General features: G+C 60.6%; 15 protein-coding genes, 1 tRNA gene and 1 pseudogene. 12 read left to right on the forward strand and 5 right to left on the reverse strand.

The genetic code is table 11. The features are described from left to right. Window positions 1-38: 38 nt before the first annotated feature. On the forward strand, window positions 39-944 hold the full coding sequence (locus tag PAF20_RS04400) for a hypothetical protein (protein WP_271072523.1): 906 nt from the start codon (window positions 39-41) through the stop codon (window positions 942-944). 60 nt (window positions 945-1,004) lie between these two features. On the opposite strand, the gene PAF20_RS04405 is transcribed toward PAF20_RS04400, so the two are convergent. Genes PAF20_RS04405 through PAF20_RS04415 form a run of 3 tightly spaced genes read right to left on the reverse strand, consistent with a single transcriptional unit; the run spans window position 1,005 to window position 3,109 of the window. Continuing rightward, the gene (locus PAF20_RS04405) at window positions 1,005-1,478 is read right to left on the reverse strand and encodes a CinA family protein (protein WP_271072524.1); all 474 of its coding nucleotides are present in this window, start codon (window positions 1,476-1,478) and stop codon (window positions 1,005-1,007) included. Next, complete coding sequence (locus PAF20_RS04410) at window positions 1,475-1,966, reverse strand: phosphatidylglycerophosphatase A family protein (RefSeq protein ID WP_271072525.1); 492 nt, start codon at window positions 1,964-1,966, stop codon at window positions 1,475-1,477. Before PAF20_RS04410 ends, PAF20_RS04405 begins: the two co-directional genes overlap by 4 nt. 3 nt (window positions 1,967-1,969) lie before the next feature. Next, a complete protein-coding gene (locus tag PAF20_RS04415; RefSeq protein ID WP_271072526.1) occupies window positions 1,970-3,109 on the reverse strand; it encodes a bifunctional 2-C-methyl-D-erythritol 4-phosphate cytidylyltransferase/2-C-methyl-D-erythritol 2,4-cyclodiphosphate synthase in 1,140 nt (379 codons plus the stop codon). Between the two features lie 144 nt (window positions 3,110-3,253). On the opposite strand from PAF20_RS04415, the gene rpiA reads away from it, so the two are divergent. The 7 genes and pseudogenes from rpiA (at window position 3,254) to purU (ending at window position 11,221) form a co-directional block, all read left to right on the forward strand. Beyond that, complete coding sequence (gene rpiA / locus PAF20_RS04420) at window positions 3,254-3,982, forward strand: ribose-5-phosphate isomerase RpiA (RefSeq protein WP_271072527.1); 729 nt, start codon at window positions 3,254-3,256, stop codon at window positions 3,980-3,982. After that, entirely contained in the window at window positions 3,979-5,355 is a 1,377-nt protein-coding gene (gorA, locus tag PAF20_RS04425; RefSeq protein WP_271072528.1) for a glutathione-disulfide reductase, read from the forward strand. Before rpiA ends, gorA begins: the two co-directional genes overlap by 4 nt. A gap of 94 nt (window positions 5,356-5,449) precedes the next feature. Then, entirely contained in the window at window positions 5,450-6,793 is a 1,344-nt protein-coding gene (hflK, locus tag PAF20_RS04430; protein WP_271072529.1) for an FtsH protease activity modulator HflK, read from the forward strand. Then, window positions 6,793-7,803 (forward strand): annotated as a pseudogene (gene hflC, locus PAF20_RS04435) (protease modulator HflC); the annotation flags it as partial. The gene hflK and the pseudogene hflC, both read left to right, overlap by 1 nt. 481 nt (window positions 7,804-8,284) lie before the next feature. After that, window positions 8,285-9,814: a Do family serine endopeptidase gene (locus PAF20_RS04440; protein ID WP_271072530.1), complete on the forward strand. Its 1,530-nt coding sequence runs from the start codon at window positions 8,285-8,287 to the stop codon at window positions 9,812-9,814. A 99-nt stretch (window positions 9,815-9,913) separates the two neighbouring features. Next, window positions 9,914-10,237 (forward strand): 2Fe-2S iron-sulfur cluster-binding protein, encoded by a 324-nt coding sequence (locus tag PAF20_RS04445; protein WP_271072531.1) that lies wholly within the window; start codon window positions 9,914-9,916, stop codon window positions 10,235-10,237. A gap of 99 nt (window positions 10,238-10,336) precedes the next feature. Further along, window positions 10,337-11,221, forward strand: a complete 885-nt coding sequence (purU, locus tag PAF20_RS04450; protein WP_271072532.1) for a formyltetrahydrofolate deformylase — start codon at window positions 10,337-10,339, stop codon at window positions 11,219-11,221. A gap of 97 nt (window positions 11,222-11,318) precedes the next feature. Here the strand turns inward: purU and phaZ are convergent, their stop codons facing one another. Then, entirely contained in the window at window positions 11,319-12,656 is a 1,338-nt protein-coding gene (gene phaZ, locus PAF20_RS04455; protein WP_271072533.1) for a polyhydroxyalkanoate depolymerase, read from the reverse strand. A 101-nt stretch (window positions 12,657-12,757) separates the two neighbouring features. Continuing rightward, window positions 12,758-13,069 carry a hypothetical protein gene (locus tag PAF20_RS04460; protein WP_271072534.1) on the reverse strand — a complete coding sequence of 104 codons (312 nt, stop codon included), beginning with the start codon at window positions 13,067-13,069 and terminating at the stop codon, window positions 12,758-12,760. 235 nt (window positions 13,070-13,304) lie between these two features. Between PAF20_RS04460 and PAF20_RS04465 the strand changes: the two genes are divergently transcribed. The 4 genes from PAF20_RS04465 to PAF20_RS04480 all read left to right on the forward strand — a co-directional run bounded on the left by PAF20_RS04465 (window position 13,305) and on the right by PAF20_RS04480 (window position 16,439). Next, a complete protein-coding gene (locus PAF20_RS04465) occupies window positions 13,305-15,029 on the forward strand; it encodes a PHA/PHB synthase family protein (RefSeq protein ID WP_271072535.1) in 1,725 nt (574 codons plus the stop codon). Between the two features lie 149 nt (window positions 15,030-15,178). Next, window positions 15,179-15,631, forward strand: coding sequence for a Phasin (locus PAF20_RS04470; protein ID WP_271072536.1), 453 nt, complete (start codon window positions 15,179-15,181; stop codon window positions 15,629-15,631). 109 nt (window positions 15,632-15,740) lie between these two features. Continuing rightward, window positions 15,741-16,307, forward strand: coding sequence for a polyhydroxyalkanoate synthesis repressor PhaR (gene phaR, locus PAF20_RS04475; RefSeq protein WP_271072537.1), 567 nt, complete (start codon window positions 15,741-15,743; stop codon window positions 16,305-16,307). Window positions 16,308-16,349: 42 nt separating this feature from the next. Then, window positions 16,350-16,439 (forward strand) — tRNA-Ser (locus tag PAF20_RS04480). Window positions 16,440-16,590 lie beyond the last annotated feature (151 nt).

Below are 16,590 nucleotides of genomic sequence, written 5' to 3' on the forward strand. Positions count from 1 at the left end.
CGAAGAGTTGCCCTGCGAAGATTCGAAAGGAAGTAACTATGAGCAGTAAACTGAAACCTTCTATTCTCGTGCTGAGCCTGATGGGCGTTCTTGGCGGAGGTATGGCCGTCGCTCAAACGGCCCCCGCATCCCCTGATGCTGATGCGGATGCGCCCGCGACGACAGCACCGGCAGATGCTGCGGAATCGGAGGCGCAAGTCCAGGTCCCCCAACTGTTCCAGAGCGATGATTTTGCCGATGTCGAGACGCGTCCCGGTCCGCGTGGCGGTCTGTTCGTTGGCGGCAGCATTGCCGAGACGGGCAAGGATTTCGATGCCATCGTCAGCCGCGACGGCGAATTGATGGGCGTGCGGACCGCCGAAGGGTCGGCCTTGCCGCAGGCATTGATGGACGAATTGCTGCCCGAGGCTGCGCGTGCGCATCCGATCATGTCGGAGATCGCAGAGCTGAATACGATTGGCAGACGTGGCGGCGCGGTCATGATCGGCGGGCAAGCTGCATCGGGCGATGAAGTCCGGATCGGTTTTGATGAAGACGGAGAACTGATGCGCTTTGAGCGCGGCGATCACGGTGATCGTGGCAAACGCGGTTTTGGCAAGCATGGCGAGCGCGGCGAGAAAGGTCAGCGCGGCTATCATGGCGATAGGTCCGAACGCGGTGATCGTGATGGTGATCGTGACCGCATGGGTCAGCGCGATGGCGGTCCTCATGAAGGTGGCCAGTCCCAAGGCGGACCGGACGGTCGCCCGCAGCCGGGACAGTCGCCTGCGCCGGTCGATGAGGCCGCGATCCGCAGCGCCGTGGAAGGGGCGGGTTATTCGGAACTGGGTGAGTTCAGCCCCAATCCGCGCGGAGCCTCGTTCGAAGCGTTGAATCCGCAGGGTGAAGAGGTGGTCGTTTTTGTCACGCCTGAAGGTGAGGTCGTGCGCGAAACCGCCCGCTGAGCACTGTGAGACTTAGCTGAAATCGGGCGCGACCTGCGGGTCGCGCCTTTTTCCATTCCGCTACGCGCCGTTCAGTGCCCGTTCCAACAGCGACAAGGCGTGTGCGACAGATGCAGCGCGCACCTGTTCCCTTCCAAGAGGGCCGAATTCAACCGTTTCCGATTGGGTTACAGTCACGGATGACACGGCAAAGCAGACGCGCCCCTCGGGCTTATGGTCCGATCCGCCCGGCCCGGCAATGCCGGTAATCGCAACCGCAAGTGCTGCCTCTGATCTGGTGCGGGCACCATTTGCCATTTCCCGTGCCGTTTCCTCGCTGACCGCGCCGAAACGGCTCAACGTCTCGGCGGATACGCCCAGCATCTGTTGCTTGGCGGCGTTGGAATAGGTGACGAAGCCACGGTCGAAGACGTCCGATGATCCCGGCACTTCGGTCAGTGCCCCGGCGACGAGCCCGCCCGTGCAGCTTTCAGCCGTGGCAATCATCATCCCGCGCGTGCGGGCGGCTTCAAGAATGCGGGCGGCAACGCTCATGCGATCAGCCCGTGCCAGATGCCCGCGCAGATCATCGTCGTGAGACCTGCGAACACGCCTGCCCACAGGTCATCCATCATGACGCCCATCGTGCCGCCTTCGCGGTCGGCACGGCCGATGATCCACGGCTTCCAGATATCGAACAGGCGGAACAGCAGGAATGCGGCCAGCCAGCCCGGCCACGGAAATTCGGTCGAAGGCAGGCCCGCATGCCAGAAACCGTAGGAGGGAAAGCACAGCGCCAGCCATTGGCCCGCGACCTCGTCGATGACGATTTCGGAACGGTCGGGGTCCTCCATCCCTTTCGTATAATGCGACACCGACCAGAAGCCGAGCGCGGTGACGGCGATGGTTGCGAGCGCCAGAAGGGGAAAGCTGCCGATCCAGTGAATGACGACGCCAAGCGCCACAGCAACGGCGGAGCCCCATGTTCCCGGCGCGGGACGAATGTCGCCCGCGCCGAACCATGTCGCGATCATACGGTGCATCGCTTACTCCTTCACAAGGGTTGCGGTGGCGATGGCGGCGATACCTTCGCCGCGTCCGGTGAAGCCCAGTCGTTCGGACGTGGTGGCCTTGACGGAAATGCGGGTCGGCTGAACCTCCATGATCGCGGCAAGGCGGGCCTGCATGGAGGCAGCATGGGGGCCGATTTTGGGCGCTTCACAGATCAGCGTGACATCGGCATTGCTGATCGCAAAGCCCTGCCTTCGGGCCAGTCCCGCCGCATGGCGCAGGAAGATTTCGCTATCAGCGCCCTTCCATTGCGGGTCGGAGGGGGGAAAGTGACGCCCGATATCTCCTTCGGCCAATGCGCCATAGATTGCATCGGTCAGCGCGTGCATTCCGACATCGGCATCCGAGTGCCCCTTGAGCGCCATGTCGTGGTCGATCCGCACGCCGCAAAGCGTCACATGATCGCCGTCCTCAAAGGCATGAACGTCGAAACCGTTGCCAAGGCGAATATCCATGGAGCCCCCTATGATACGGCGAGCGCGGTCGAAATCCGGCCCGTATGTCAGTTTCAGATTGTCCTCCGAGCCCTCAGTAATGACAACCTCATGCCCGGCCCGCCGTGCGAGTTCGACGTCGTCTGCGGCGCCATCGGGAAAGTCGCGATGCGCGGCAAGGATTGCATCCAGCCGGAAGCCCTGCGGTGTCTGTGCGCGGAACAGGCCATCGCGTGGCTGCATGCCGGTCACATGCCCGTCGGCACCCCGCCACAGCGCATCGGTGACGGGCAGGGCCGGGGCTGCGGCCACGGCACCGCTTTCCAATGCGTTTACGACCTGATCGATAACCGGGGCAGGCACCAGCGGCCGCGCCCCGTCATGGATCAGCACATAGCGCACGCCGCTGCCTTCCAGCACCTCCAACCCGGCGCGGACGCTGTCGGACCGTTCTTTCCCGCCGGCAACCAAAATCACAGGCCCAGAGAGTTCAGCGACGCCGCGTTCCATTTCATCGGGGCTGAGAACGACCACAATGCGCGAAAAGCCGGAGAATGCGGCGATGGACCTCGTGATGACGGATTGCCCGCTCAGCTCGCGCCACTGCTTGGCCTTTCCGCCCATGCGGGTGCCGCGTCCGGCAGCGGTGATGATAACGGCGAAGTCTTCGGCATTTTTCATGGCCGAAGCTGTAGAGCAGCGCCGGGGCTGGCGCAATCTTCTGCGGCGATACGCCACCCTTTCGAAAACGTCGGGCTCATTGGCCCCTGTCTCTTGCCGCTTTCTCGGGGTAAGACGTGACAAGCCATTTGCAGGAGCCGTGCCATGACCGAACTTTCGCCCTCTGACATCGCCAAGGATGCGGCTGCCGCTGCGGCTGTTAAGCTGGTTGAAAACGGTATGCGGCTGGGCCTCGGCACGGGCTCGACCGCGGCCTTCATGGTGCGTCGGCTGGCAGAAATCGTGAAACAGGACGGTTTGCAGCTTCGCTGTGCGGCGACAAGTCAGGCGACTGCGGATCTGGCTGAAAGCCTTGGGCTGAAGATCGAGTCGCTCGACGATATCGGCTGGCTGGACCTGACGATCGACGGCGCGGATGAACTGGACCCAGATCTGAACCTGATCAAGGGCGGCGGAGCGGCGCTGCTGCGCGAGAAGATCGTCGCCAGTGCCTCTGACCGGATGGTTGTCATGGCCGATGGCAGCAAGGTGGTCGAGGTGCTGGGCGCATTTCATCTGCCGGTCGAGGTGATCGGTTTCGGCTGGCAGACGACGCAAGAGCTTATAAGTCGCACCCTTGACAGGCTGGAACTGACGGATCGGCCCATCCTGTTGCGTCAGCGCGACGAAATGCCGCTGCTGACGGATGAGGGAAACTACATACTTGATCTTTCACTGGAAGCGATCCCGGAGCCGGCGCGTTTGTCGGCGGCGCTGAATGCCATTCCCGGCGTTGTAGAGAACGGATTGTTTCTGGGGCTCTGCGATCTGGCGCTTGTCGGAAAGCCGGATGGCGAGGTGGTTGAACTGCGGGCAGAGGATGCCGAGGAATGAGTTTCGATTACGATCTGTTCGTTATCGGTGGCGGGTCGGGCGGCGTTCGCGCGGGCCGTATCGCGGCGGGATATGGCGCGAAGGTGGCGATTGCCGAAGAAAGCCGTATGGGCGGTACCTGCGTCATTCGTGGTTGCGTACCCAAGAAGCTGATGATCTTTGCGTCCTCCGCGCCGGAAATGGCAGAAGAATCGAGGGGTTACGGCTGGCCTGATGCCACATCGGGCGATTTCTCATGGCCTGATTTCAAGGCGAAGCTGGATGCCGAGCTCGACCGGCTGGAAGCGGCCTATACGCGCGGATTCGAGGCGGTCGGCGGCACGATCTATCACCAGCGGGCGCATCTGACTGGCCCGCATGATGTGGAACTGGCCGATGGCACCCGGATCAGCGCCAAGCATATCCTGATCGCGGCGGGCGGGCGTCCGCACCTTCCGGGCATTCCGGGCGAAGAGCTGGGCATGATCTCGGACGATATGTTCCTGATGGACAGCCTGCCGGGCCGGGTTCTGGTTGTCGGCGGTGGATTCATCGCCTGTGAGTTTTCGACCATCTTCAACGGCCTGGGCGTCGATACCGTGCTGGCCTATCGCGGTGACCTGTTGCTGCGCGGCTTTGATCCGGACCTGCGCCAGATGGCGACGGATCAATTGAACGACATCGGTGTGGATGTGCGGCTGGAGGCGACACCGGTCAAGCTTGAAAAATCGGATGATGGCATCAGAGTCGAATTTGCCAACGGAAGCAGCGACAGCTTTGATCGGGTGATGTTCGCGACTGGCCGCGCGCCCTACACAAAGGGCCTCGGGCTGGAGGCGGCGGGCGTCAAAACAGGCAAGAACGGCAAGATCATCGTCGATCAGTGGTCGCAGACCAACGTGCCCTCAATCTTTGCGGTGGGCGATGTGACCGATCGCGTGAACCTGACGCCGGTTGCCATTCGCGAAGGTCACAGCTTCGCCGATACGGTTTTCGGGGCCAATGCCCGGTTTCTGGATCACAGCCTTGTCGCAAGTGCAGTTTACCTGCGTCCGCATGAGGTCGCGACCATCGGCATGGATGAGGATGAGGCGATCGCCCGCGGTGGTGTCGACGTCTACGACGCACGCTTCAGGCCCATGCGCTCTCTCTTTGCGGGGTCAGAGGCGCGGGTGATGATGAAGCTTATGGTGGATGAGCAAACACGCAAGGTTCTGGGTTGCCAGATCTTCGGCCCGGAGGCCGGAGAATTGATCCAGTTGGTCGCCATACCGATCACGATGGGGGCAACCAAGGAGCAGTTCGATCAGGCTGTAGCGGTCCATCCGACCCTCGCTGAAGAGCTGGTGACAATGCGGATGCCGACACGGCGGCACGAAAAACCGGAGGGGTGAAGGGTCCGGGGCAGGGCGGTTTAGCTTGACTTTCCCGGTCTGAGCCCCAGTTTCAGGCACAACGACGAAAGACGAAACAGGAAGAGGCATATCGATGGCACAAGGCCCCTGGGGTGGCGGCAGCAGCGGAAATGGTGGCAATGACGGCGACAAGGGCGGCAAGGAGCCGCCGCGTGGCGGTCAGCGTCCGTGGGGTCAAGGAGGGGATCAGGGCGGACAACAGCGGCCCGAGCCTCCGCGGCGTCCCGGTCAGCGTCCGCAAGGTGGGACGCCCGAGATTGAGGAACTGATGAAGAAAGGCCAGGACCGGCTGCGCGTGCTCATGGGCGGCCGGGGCGGTTCCGGTGACAATGGCAAGCGTCCGCGCCGCCCGGGTGGCGGTGGTGGCGGCTTCAGCCTTGATCGCCGCACGCTTGTATTCGGCGGTCTGGCCCTTGTCGCTGTCTGGGCTTTCGCCAGCTTCTATACGGTGCGCCCTGAAGAACGCTCTGTCGAGTTTCTGTTCGGTCGGTCGATCGGCACCGGTGAGCCGGGTCTGAACTTTGCCCCCTGGCCGGTTGTGACGAAGGAAATCGTGCAGGTCACGGGCGAACGCGTCACCGACCTTGGCACGGATGAAATCGACACATCGCGTCAGGGATCGGGCAATATCGTGGCTGCAGATACGGGCCTGATGCTGACCCGCGACCAGAACATCGTGGATATGGAATATCAGGTGGTCTGGAATATCTCTGACCCGGAGCAATTCCTGTTCAACCTCGCCGATCCGTCTGGAACCATGCGGGCGGTCGCAGAAACCTCGATGCGTGACATTATTGCGCGTTCGGAAATGTCGCCGATCCTGAACCGCGATCTTGGTGCCATCGCCGAAGAGCTCGGTGTTGCCGTGCAGCGGACGATGGACAGCTATCAGTCGGGTATCAACGTGGTGCGCGTCAACCTCCAGAAGGTCGACCCGCCCGCCGAGGTGATCGACAGCTTCCGGGCCGTGAACGCCGCGCAGCAGCGCCGCGACGCACTGGAATTGCAAGCGGATGCCTATGCCAACCGTATCCTTGCCGCCGCACGCGGTGAGGCTGCGGCCATGGTCGAAGAAGCCGAGGCCTATCGCGCCCAGTCCGTCAACGACGCGCAGGGTGAATCCGCGCGCTTCAAATCGGTCTATGCGGAATATGCCCGCGCACCAGAGGTGACGCGCAAACGGATGTATCTGGAAACGATGGAGCGTGTTCTGGGCAATGTCGACAAGGTCATCATCGACCCGTCGGCAGGTGACGGGGTGGTGCCTTACCTGCCGCTTGACCAGCTGCGCAGTCAGGGCGGGGCGACATCGCCTGCGTCACGTTCTGAAACCTCAGAACAACTGCTGAACGACGCCAATGCCGCAAGCGGCGATCCGGGCGCCAATACGACGACTACGACGAACGGGGGCAACTGATGGCTCGCAGAAACCTACTTGCAACGCTGGCCATCCCGCTGCTGATCGTTATCGGCGTCATTCTGGCGATGGCGATCTATATCGTTGACGAACGCGAGAAGGCGCTTGTCCTGCGACTTGGCCGCGTGGTGACGGTAAAGGAAACGCCGGGTCTTGGCCTTAAAATGCCGCTGCTGGACGATGTTGTCCGCTATGACGACCGGATGCTGGGGCTTCAGACCTCTCCGCTGGAGATCAACCCGCTGGATGGTCGCCGCGTGATCGTGGACGCCTTCGCCCGCTGGCGGATCGTCGATGTCGTGCGCTTCCGTCAGGCCGTCGGTCCTGATGGGGAACAGGCTGCGCTGCGTCGTCTTGATCCGATCGTGCAGGATGCGATCCGGATCGTTCTGGGTGGTGTTCCGTCCACGGCCATTCTTTCGGATGACAGGACCTCGCTGATGAACGCGATCCGGGATGAGGTGCGTTCGGAATCCGAAGGGCTTGGGGTCGAGATCATCGACGTGCGCCTGACCCGCACCGACCTGCCAGAGCAGAACCTGACCGAAACATTCAACCGGATGCGGGCAGAGCGTGAGCGGGAAGCTGCGGATGAAATCGCACGCGGTAACGAAGCCGCCCGCCGGGTTCGTGCAGCGGCTGACCGGACGCAGGTCGAGCTGACCTCTGACGCCCGCCGCAATGCCGAGATCATCCGCGGTGAGGCTGACGCTGCGCGGAACGAGATCTACGCAGACGCCTATGGCCGCGATCCGGAATTCTTTGCCTTCACCCGCTCGCTTGAGGCTTATGAGACCGCGCTTCAGGCTGGCAACTCGCAACTGGTCATTCCGCCGGACGGTGATTTCTTCGCCTATATCGGCCGCGATGGTTCAGCGGATGCACAGCCCGCGACAGCGCCGGAGGATCTGCCCGCAGACGAAGATTTCTCTACCCTGCCGGAAGGGGCGACAGGTTCTTCCACGCCGGCAGAACCCATTCAGCCGGAAAGCGCAGTGGTGCCGCGTCCGATTGAAATGCCGTGGGACAGCGAACCGGGTGCTGCAATGGGTGAATCGACATCCGAAAGCCCCGTCGCGCCCGCCAGCGAGGCGATCGGCGGCGGAGACGCAGCTTTGGATGATGAAGCCCCGGCAGAGCCTGCGACCGATGACGTCGATCAGCAGACCGAAGGAAGCGCCGATGCAGCGATAGCGGTTGAGGCCGACGAAACGGAAGCGGAAGCGGATGGTGCTGCTGTGGTTGTGCCGGACCAGCCAGCGGCAGAAGAGCCCGAAACGGTGCCGGAACCGGAAGCGGTTCAGCCCGCGACGAATAACTGATGCGGAAGGGGCGGCACTGCTGCCCCTTTCCTTTTCGCAAGTCACGATGAGTTCATCGAAGCGGAGCGTGATTTATTTGCAACGTCGCCCTATCTGACGTTTGTTGCGTTTTGCAACTCGACCGAGGTCTTGCACTGCAATCCCGCGCTAAAATGGAAAGGATCATTGGATGCGCAATCCTGTAACCCGTTTTATGGCCACCGCTTCAATCGCGGCTCTGACTTTGGGCGCATTGCCTGTCACTGCTCAGGAAGCGGCTCAGGCCACTCCTCCTGCAGCGAACAGTTCCGAGGCGCCGCTTACCGCGCCAGACACGCAGGCGCGCCGTCAGCAGGTGATGCCCGAAAGCTTTGCCGATCTGGTGGAAGAGGTTTCGCCTGCGGTGGTGAATATCAACACCAGCTCTGTCATCGAACGGCCGACAGGCCGCATGTTCCCCGAAGGCAGCCCGTTCGAGGATCTGTTCCGCGATTTCGGCATGCCATCGCCCAACCAGAACAATCCTTTCGGCCAGCAGCAATCGCCGCAGCGGGCCAATGCGCTCGGCTCTGGTTTCGTGATTTCGGATGACGGCTATATCGTGACCAATAATCACGTCATTGACGGCGCGGACGAGATCGAGATCGAGTTTCGCGATGGCGCCCGCCGCAGCGCCGAGGTCGTCGGGACCGATGCCCAGACGGACATCGCGCTTCTGAAGGTCGACGCACAGGATCTGCCCTTCGTCGGCTTCGGCGACAGTGACGACGCCCGTGTGGGTGACTGGGTGCTGGCGCTCGGCAATCCGCTGGGGCAGGGCTTTTCCGCCTCGACCGGGATCGTTTCGGCGCGTGGCCGGGCGTTGACCGGGACCTATGACGACTTCATCCAGACCGATGCCTCGATCAACCGCGGTAACTCTGGCGGGCCGCTGTTCAACATGGATGGCGAGGTGATTGGGGTGAACACAGCGATCCTGTCGCCGAATGGCGGCTCTATCGGGATCGGTTTCTCGATGGCGGCCAATGTCGTCACAAATGTCGTCGATCAGCTGCGGGAATTCGGTGAAACCCGTCGTGGTTGGCTGGGCGTGAAGATTCAGCGTGTGACACCGGAGATTGCCGAGTCGCTTGGTCTGGAACAGGATCGTGGTGCGATGGTCACCGATGTCTTCGACGGCCCCGCCTCGGCAGCCGGCATCCGGCCGGGTGATGTTATCGTCGACTTCGCTGGCAATGAGATCGAGGATGACCGCGATCTGGTCGCCCGCGTCGCACAGGCCCCGATTGGCGAAGAGGTTGACGTGACCGTTCTTCGCGAAGGTCATATGCAGGACGTCGCTGTCACACTTGGCCGCCGCGAAACGGCAGAAGGCAACGGCGAAGGTGGTGGCGAAAACCGTCCGTCAGACAGTCCTGCGGAAGATGAGCTGCTTGGCATGAAGCTGCAGCGAGTGACCCCTGAGCTTGCCACCGAACTGGGGCTTGATGAGGATCAGCAAGGGCTGGTGCTGCGCGAGGTCGAGCCGAGTTCGGATGCGGCGGATAAGGGCCTGTCACCGGGCGACGTCATCACAGAGGCCGGTCAGCAACCGGTTTCATCGGTCGGTGACCTGCAGGCGCGTATCGACGAAGCGCGCGAGGCCGGGCGCAAATCCCTGCTGCTGATGATCCGTCGGGGCGGCGAGCCGCGCTTTGTCGCGATTTCGATCCAGGACTGATCACCCACGAAAAAGCGTCAGGGCGGGGCTTTGGTCCCGCCCTTTTCTTTGCGCAATGAATGACCTATCTCCGGGTCCAGATACGAGGAGCAGCAAGCCATGGCCAGGATCACATATATCGAGCATAACGGCACCGCACATGAGGTCGACGTCAAGAACGGCATGACCGTCATGGAGGGTGCGCGCGACAATGGGATCCCGGGGATCGAGGCTGATTGCGGCGGGGCCTGTGCTTGCTCGACCTGCCATGTCTATGTCGCGCCGGAATGGGTGGACCGGCTGCCCGAAAAAGACCCGATGGAAGAGGACATGCTGGACTTTGCATGGGAACCAGATCCGTCGCGCTCTCGCCTGACATGCCAGCTGAAAGTCAGCGACGCGCTTGACGGGCTGGTCGTTAATATGCCGGAAAAACAGATCTGATGTGATGGGCCGCCACTTTCTTGCTGGCGCGGCCTTTTTTTCAGGTTGGTGCCAAGGCCAGTTCTTGGGTTTGCGATTAGGTTTTTTAGGAGAGTTTTTATGCCAGACCTCGTCTTGACCGTCACCTGCCCGACGCGGCGGGGGATCGTTGCGGCAATTTCGGGCTTTCTGGCCGGGAATGGATGTAACATCACCGACTCGGCGCAGTTTGATGACATGGAATCGGGACGCTTCTTCATGCGTGTCAGCTTTCGCGATGTGGATGGGCTGGGCATAGAGGCGCTGCGCGACGGGTTTGCCGGGATTGCGCGTGATTTTGACATGCAAGCCGCCATCCATGACGCGACGCAGCGGATGAAAGTGCTGCTGATGGTGTCCAGCTTTGGGCATTGCCTGAACGATATTCTGTATCGCTGGCGTATCGGGGCGCTGCCGGTCGATATTGTCGGTGTGGTTTCGAACCATCTGACCTATCAGAAGCTGGTCGTTAACCATGATATTCCCTTTCACCACATCAAGGTGACGAAGGAGAACAAGCCCGAAGCCGAGGCAAGGCTGATGGATGTGATCGGCGAAACCGGCGCCGAACTGGTGGTATTGGCGCGCTATATGCAGATCCTGTCTGACCGGCTGTGTTCGGAAATGTCTGGGCGGATCATCAACATCCATCACTCTTTCCTGCCCAGCTTCAAAGGCGCGAACCCCTATAAGCAGGCGTATCAGCGCGGTGTGAAGCTGATCGGGGCGACGGCGCATTACGTGACTGCCGACCTGGATGAGGGTCCGATTATCGAGCAGGAAACGGTGCGCGTCACCCATGCGCAATCGCCTGCCGATTACGTCAGCCTTGGCCGCGATGTCGAGGCGCAGGTGCTGGCCCGCGCGATCCATGCGCATATCCACCACCGGGTGTTCCTGAATGCCGGGCGCACGGTGGTCTTTCCGGCCTCACCCGGCAGCTATGCCTCCGAGCGGATGGGATAATTCGTGGGGCGCTGCCCCACACCCCGAGGTATTTGCGCACCGAAGATAGACAGCGGTTATGCACCGAGGGGGGTGGCGCGAAAATGCCGCGCCACGTTCAGACAGCGACTTTGCTGTCATCCTTGAGCGGTTCGGTGACATTCGTATGCGGCTCTGCCCCGCGGCGCCGCTTGGGTTTGCGCTCTGCCTCGGCGCTGGCTTCGTCGATGAAGTCGAGAACCAGAGGGCGGATGTTCAGGCGCCAGCTTTTGCCTGCAAAAATGCCGTAATGGCCCGCGCCGGGTTCGAGATGCTGGGCTTTCTTGTCTTCGGGAACATTCGTGCAAAGATCGAGCGCCGCGACGCACTGACCGGGGGCCGAAATATCGTCATTCGCGCCTTCCACCGTCATGACCGCGACATCCTTGATCTTCGAGATGTCGACGGGCTTGCCGTTCACTGTGAAGCGATTCTCGGCAATTTCGAGACCTTTGAAAATGCGTTCGACCGTTGAAAGATAAAACTCTGCCGTCATGTCCATCACGGCCAGATATTCATCGTAGAACTTGTTGTGGCGGTCGGCTTCGGAGCCTTCGCCGCGTGCTTCTGCGATGATCTTGTCCACGAAAGCCTGCGTATGGGTTTCGGCGTTCATCGCGATGAAGGACGCAAGCTGGGCAAGGCCCGGATAAACCATCCGACCGGCGCCCTTATATTTGAAGCCAACTTGCTGGATGACCATATATTCCAGTTCGCCCATCGTGTGGCGATTGCCGAAATCGGTGACGTCGGTGGCCGCCGCATCCGGATTGATGGGCCCGCCGATCAGCGTCAGCGTACGTGGCTGCGACTTCGGGTCGCGTTCGGCAAGGATTGCGGTGGCTGCCAGTGCCAGCGGGGCGGGTTGGCATACGGCGATGACATTCAGTTCCGGGCCGAGATGCTGCATGAACTCGACGAGGTATTCGGTATAATCCTCGATATCGAACTTGCCTTTGCTGACCGGGATGTTCCGGGCATTATGCCAGTCGGTGATGTAGACATCGGCATCAGGCAAGAGCGAGGTTACAGTCGAACGCAGCAGCGTCGCATAGTGGCCTGACATGGGCGCGATCAGCAGGATTTTGCGAGGAGATGGATCGCGGCGGGCGACGCGGAACCGCACCAGATCACCGAAATCGCGCTTCAGGACTGGTTCGACATAGACGATATGGTCCTGACCGTCGGCACCGGCGATGGGCGGAAGATTCCAATCCGGCTTGATGACCATGCGGGAGAAGCTGCGTTCGGTGACGCGGCCCCATGCGCTCATCAGGCGGAACATCGGGTGCGGGATCATGGCGAACATCGGATAAGAGGCCATTGCGCGCGCCGATGCGCCAAGCCATTCATTCGTGTTCCGGATCGTCTCCATCGCGTCGTAGGAGATCAGCCCTTTAAGCGGTTGCTTGCCCATCTGCGCCCCGTTTGCATTGGTTTCTGTCGCGTTTCCTTTGGGAAACTTACCCTTTTCAAAGCCGTTATGGCCGCTAAGATCAAGGAGAAACAGTAGGGGGGTTAATTGGGCATGGCAAGCAAGGACACACCGAAAAGCACGGGGAGTGGCGAAAATGCTGCGGCGCAGAAACCTCGGCGCGGCGCTGCCGGATCAGCCTCGGCGCCGAAGAAAGCCGCTGCGAAAACTGCGCGGGCGACGAAATCGACGCAGGCTTCGCGCAATTCGTCCACCGGGTCAAAAGGCACGACTTCCAAAGCAGCGGCATCTACCAGGACGGCGGCCACGCGCAAGACAGCTGCGGCTGCCAAAGGCAGTACTGCTAAGCCAGCCGCCAGAAGGCCGCGTGCGACTGCTGCAAAATCCTCTGCCACGAAAGCTGCGTCTGCAGCAAAAAATACTTCGGCGCGATCGGCTGCGAGAAAATCGGCGGCGCCGGCCTCTGCCGCCGCGAAGGCCGATCTTGCCCGTGATGCCGCTAAATCGAATGCCGGGACCGATCAGCGGACTGCGGCTAGCCCATCGCGGCCCACGCCCCAAGCTGCCACGACGCAGGCAGCGCCCAAGGCAAATCCGCGTGGCGCGGGATCGGCCCAGCTCAGCGAGAATATGGAGCGGATCGAATCGCTCACGCAACGTCTGACCGCAGCCCTGTCGCGCAAGCCGATGCACGATCCGGGGGTTGAGGGGCCGGGCGCAGACCTGATGGTCAATGCCAGCATGGCTATGGCTAAAATGTGGGCGGAACAACCTGCGCGAGTCCTTGAACAGCAGGTGAAATACTGGGGCGCGACCTTTGCGCGCTACGCAGAAATGCAGTCTCAGTTCGCCAAGGGAAAATTGACCGCACCGCAAGATGAAGAGCCGGAGACGGACAAGCGTTTCAAAAACCCGCTCTGGCAAAGCCATCCCTACTTCAACATGGTCAAGAACCAGTACCAGATCAACGCACAGGCCATGCGTGAAGCCGCGGCCGGGCTTGATATGGACAGCGATGTCGATCAGCACAGGCTGACCTGGCTGACCAATCAGGTCATCGATATGTTCGCGCCGACGAATTTCTTCGCCACCAATCCCGATGCCATCGAACGCGCATTGGAAACCGAGGGTGAGAGCCTGGTGAAGGGGTTGGAGAACCTGGTGCGTGATATCGAGAGCAACGGCGGAGAGCTGGTGGTCTCGCTTGCTGACCGCAATGCCTTTGCGGTGGGTGAGAATATCGGAACCGCGCCGGGCAGGGTGGTCCGGCAGGAACCCCTGTATGAGTTGATCCAGTTCTCTCCCACGACAGAGCAGGTGCACGCAACACCGGTCGTGATCTTTCCGCCCTGGATCAACAAGTTCTACATTCTCGATCTCAAGCCCGAAAACAGCCTGATCCGATGGATCGTCGATCAGGGGTATACGCTGTTCGTGGTGTCATGGAAGAACCCGGATGTCAGCTATGCCGGGACGGGCCTAGAAGATTATGTCAGCGCCTATCTGTCCGTGATGGATGCAGTGGAAGAGATCACCGCGCAACCGAAACTGAACGCGGTCGGCTACTGCATCGGGGGCACGACGCTTTCGCTGACGCTGGGCCTGATGGAGCAGCGCGGGGATGACCGTGTCGAATCCGCGACTTTCTTTACCACACTGACCGATTTCAGCGAGCAGGGGGAGTTCACGCCATTCCTTCAGGAGGATTTCGTCGAAGGGATCGCGGCGGAGGTCGAACGGAACGGGATTTTTGCATCGCAGCTCATGACCCGCACGATGAGCTTTCTGCGCGCCAATGATCTTGTCTGGGGACCGGCCATCCGGTCCTATATGATGGGCGAGACGCCACCGGCATTCGATCTGCTTTACTGGAACGGGGATGCGACGAATCTGCCCGGAAAAATGACGGTCGATTATCTGCGCGGTCTCTGCCAGCAGAACCTGTTGGTCGGCGACGGCTTCCCGGTGCATGGGCACAATGTCTCGGTCAAGGATATTACGCTGCCGGTTTGCGCGATCGGCTGCGAGACTGATCATATCGCCCCGTGGAAATACAGTTGGCGCGGCGTGGCACAGATGGCTTCGACGGATAAGCGCTTCATCCTGTCTGAATCGGGCCATATCGCCGGGATCGTCAATCCACCCAGCAAGAAGAAATATGGTCACTACACTGGCAGCGGCAATTTCGATGAGGGTCCGGAAACCTGGCAAACAGAATCGAAATTCGCCGAAGGCAGCTGGTGGCCGACATGGGAGAAATGGCTGGCCGAGCGTTCTGGTGACATGGTTCCCGCGCGCGAGCCTGCGGAAGGGCTGGGACCCTCGCCGGGCAGCTATGTCCACGAACGCCACTGACGGACGGTTTTCTTATAATCGTTAGAATTTGCTGCGACGCAGAAAAATCCCTTGCAATGCTGCGACGCAGCATCTATGTAATGGCCACGGAATTTAAACCGGCGGCCAATCCCTCCCTCCCTCCCGCCGCCACAGCTAGGAGAAGATAAATGGCTAAATCCCCCGATTTCACCAAGACGATGCAGGACATGATGGCAAACTTCCCGGTCGACACCTCGTCGATGCAGGACGCCTTCAAAACCCAGTCCGCTCTGAACGAAAAAATGGCTAAAGTCGCGCTGTCGGCTGCCGAGCGCTCGACCGAGATCTCGGCTCAGTGGGCCAAAGACACCATCGCCCGCGTTGGTGAACTGACCACCAAGAAAGACGACGCTTCGGCCTATGCCAAAGCTTTCACCGACTTCGCTTCGGCTTCGGCTGAAACCGCTTCCGAGCACATGTCAGCTTTCGCTGAAGTCGCCAAGAAACTGCAGATGGAAACCGTCGACCTGATGATGGCTGCCGGTAAAGACATCGCAGACGACGCTCAGAAATCGGCTGAAAAAGCCACGCAGCAAGCACAGGCCGCTGTCAAAAAAGCGACCACTGCAACCAAATCCTGAAGCGGATTTATCGCATGACGAAGGGGTGGCACGATGTGCCGCCCCTTTTTCTTTGCAATTGCGGCGGATTGGACGCAAAATGCTGCAAATGCACTCATGAGGTAGCCCGATGGCCACGACTGACGCCGCCGCGCCATTGCTTATCAAACGTTACGCCAGCCGGCGGCTTTATAACACAGAGACAAGCGATTACGTCACTCTGGAAGATATTGCCCGGTTCATCCGCGAAGGGCGAGAGGTGAAGATCGTCGATCTGAAAACTGGCGACGAACTTACGCGCCAGTATCTTCTCCAGATCATTGCGGAACATGAAGGCCGCGGCGAAAATGTCCTGCCGGTCGATGTGCTGACGGACCTTGTGCGCAGCTATACCAGCCAGGCGCAAAGCGTGGTGCCGCAATTCCTTGCGGCCAGCTTCGAGATGCTGCGCGAAGGTCAGTCGAAGATCATGGAAAACATGTCCTCCATGCCGACGCCGATGTCCTCCATGCCCGGCTTTGACCAGCTTCAGCGCCAGCAGCAGGCCTTCCTGAAAGCGATGATGGGCGGCTGGCGCGGCGGCTCGTCGGGGCCTGCACCTGATGAGATGGATAACGCGGAAAACAAAGACAAAGGCGACATGGACGATATCCGTCGTCAGCTTGCCGCGCTTCAGGACAAAATTTCAAAACTCTGAGCCTTGCACAGCGCTGCATCACCCGCTAACTAGCGCTGGCACGGACGGTTGGCCGAGTGGTCGAAGGCGCACGCCTGGAAAGTGTGTAGGCGGGGAACCGTCTCGAGGGTTCGAATCCCTCACCGTCCGCCACAATATCCTGATTTGTCTTTATATTTTAGATACTTGAGGTGAGGTTATTTCACAGAGCCCCACATTTCACCCCACTTATTTTTCTGGATTGCATTGCTCTTCCGTGGATGAAGCTGGACACAGTCCGCCGATGACCGAACGCTTTGCCAGC

The organism is Paracoccus albus, from assembly GCF_027913035.1.
GTDB classification, from domain to species: domain Bacteria; phylum Pseudomonadota; class Alphaproteobacteria; order Rhodobacterales; family Rhodobacteraceae; genus Paracoccus; species Paracoccus albus.

Bases quoted from the DNA above. Each gene is read 5' to 3' on its own strand.
- PAF20_RS04400 (WP_271072523.1), top strand. From the start codon at position 39: ATGAGCAGTAAACTGAAACCTTCTATTCTCGTGCTGAGCCTGATGGGC.
- PAF20_RS04405 (WP_271072524.1), bottom strand. From the start codon at position 1,478: ATGAGCGTTGCCGCCCGCATTCTTGAAGCCGCCCGCACGCGCGGGATG.
- PAF20_RS04410 (WP_271072525.1), bottom strand. From the start codon at position 1,966: ATGCACCGTATGATCGCGACATGGTTCGGCGCGGGCGACATTCGTCCC.
- PAF20_RS04415 (WP_271072526.1), bottom strand. From the start codon at position 3,109: ATGAAAAATGCCGAAGACTTCGCCGTTATCATCACCGCTGCCGGACGC.
- rpiA (WP_271072527.1), top strand. From the start codon at position 3,254: ATGACCGAACTTTCGCCCTCTGACATCGCCAAGGATGCGGCTGCCGCT.
- gorA (WP_271072528.1), top strand. From the start codon at position 3,979: ATGAGTTTCGATTACGATCTGTTCGTTATCGGTGGCGGGTCGGGCGGC.
- hflK (WP_271072529.1), top strand. From the start codon at position 5,450: ATGGCACAAGGCCCCTGGGGTGGCGGCAGCAGCGGAAATGGTGGCAAT.
- PAF20_RS04440 (WP_271072530.1), top strand. From the start codon at position 8,285: ATGCGCAATCCTGTAACCCGTTTTATGGCCACCGCTTCAATCGCGGCT.
- PAF20_RS04445 (WP_271072531.1), top strand. From the start codon at position 9,914: ATGGCCAGGATCACATATATCGAGCATAACGGCACCGCACATGAGGTC.
- purU (WP_271072532.1), top strand. From the start codon at position 10,337: ATGCCAGACCTCGTCTTGACCGTCACCTGCCCGACGCGGCGGGGGATC.
- phaZ (WP_271072533.1), bottom strand. From the start codon at position 12,656: ATGGGCAAGCAACCGCTTAAAGGGCTGATCTCCTACGACGCGATGGAG.
- PAF20_RS04465 (WP_271072535.1), top strand. From the start codon at position 13,305: ATGGAGCGGATCGAATCGCTCACGCAACGTCTGACCGCAGCCCTGTCG.
- PAF20_RS04470 (WP_271072536.1), top strand. From the start codon at position 15,179: ATGGCTAAATCCCCCGATTTCACCAAGACGATGCAGGACATGATGGCA.
- phaR (WP_271072537.1), top strand. From the start codon at position 15,741: ATGGCCACGACTGACGCCGCCGCGCCATTGCTTATCAAACGTTACGCC.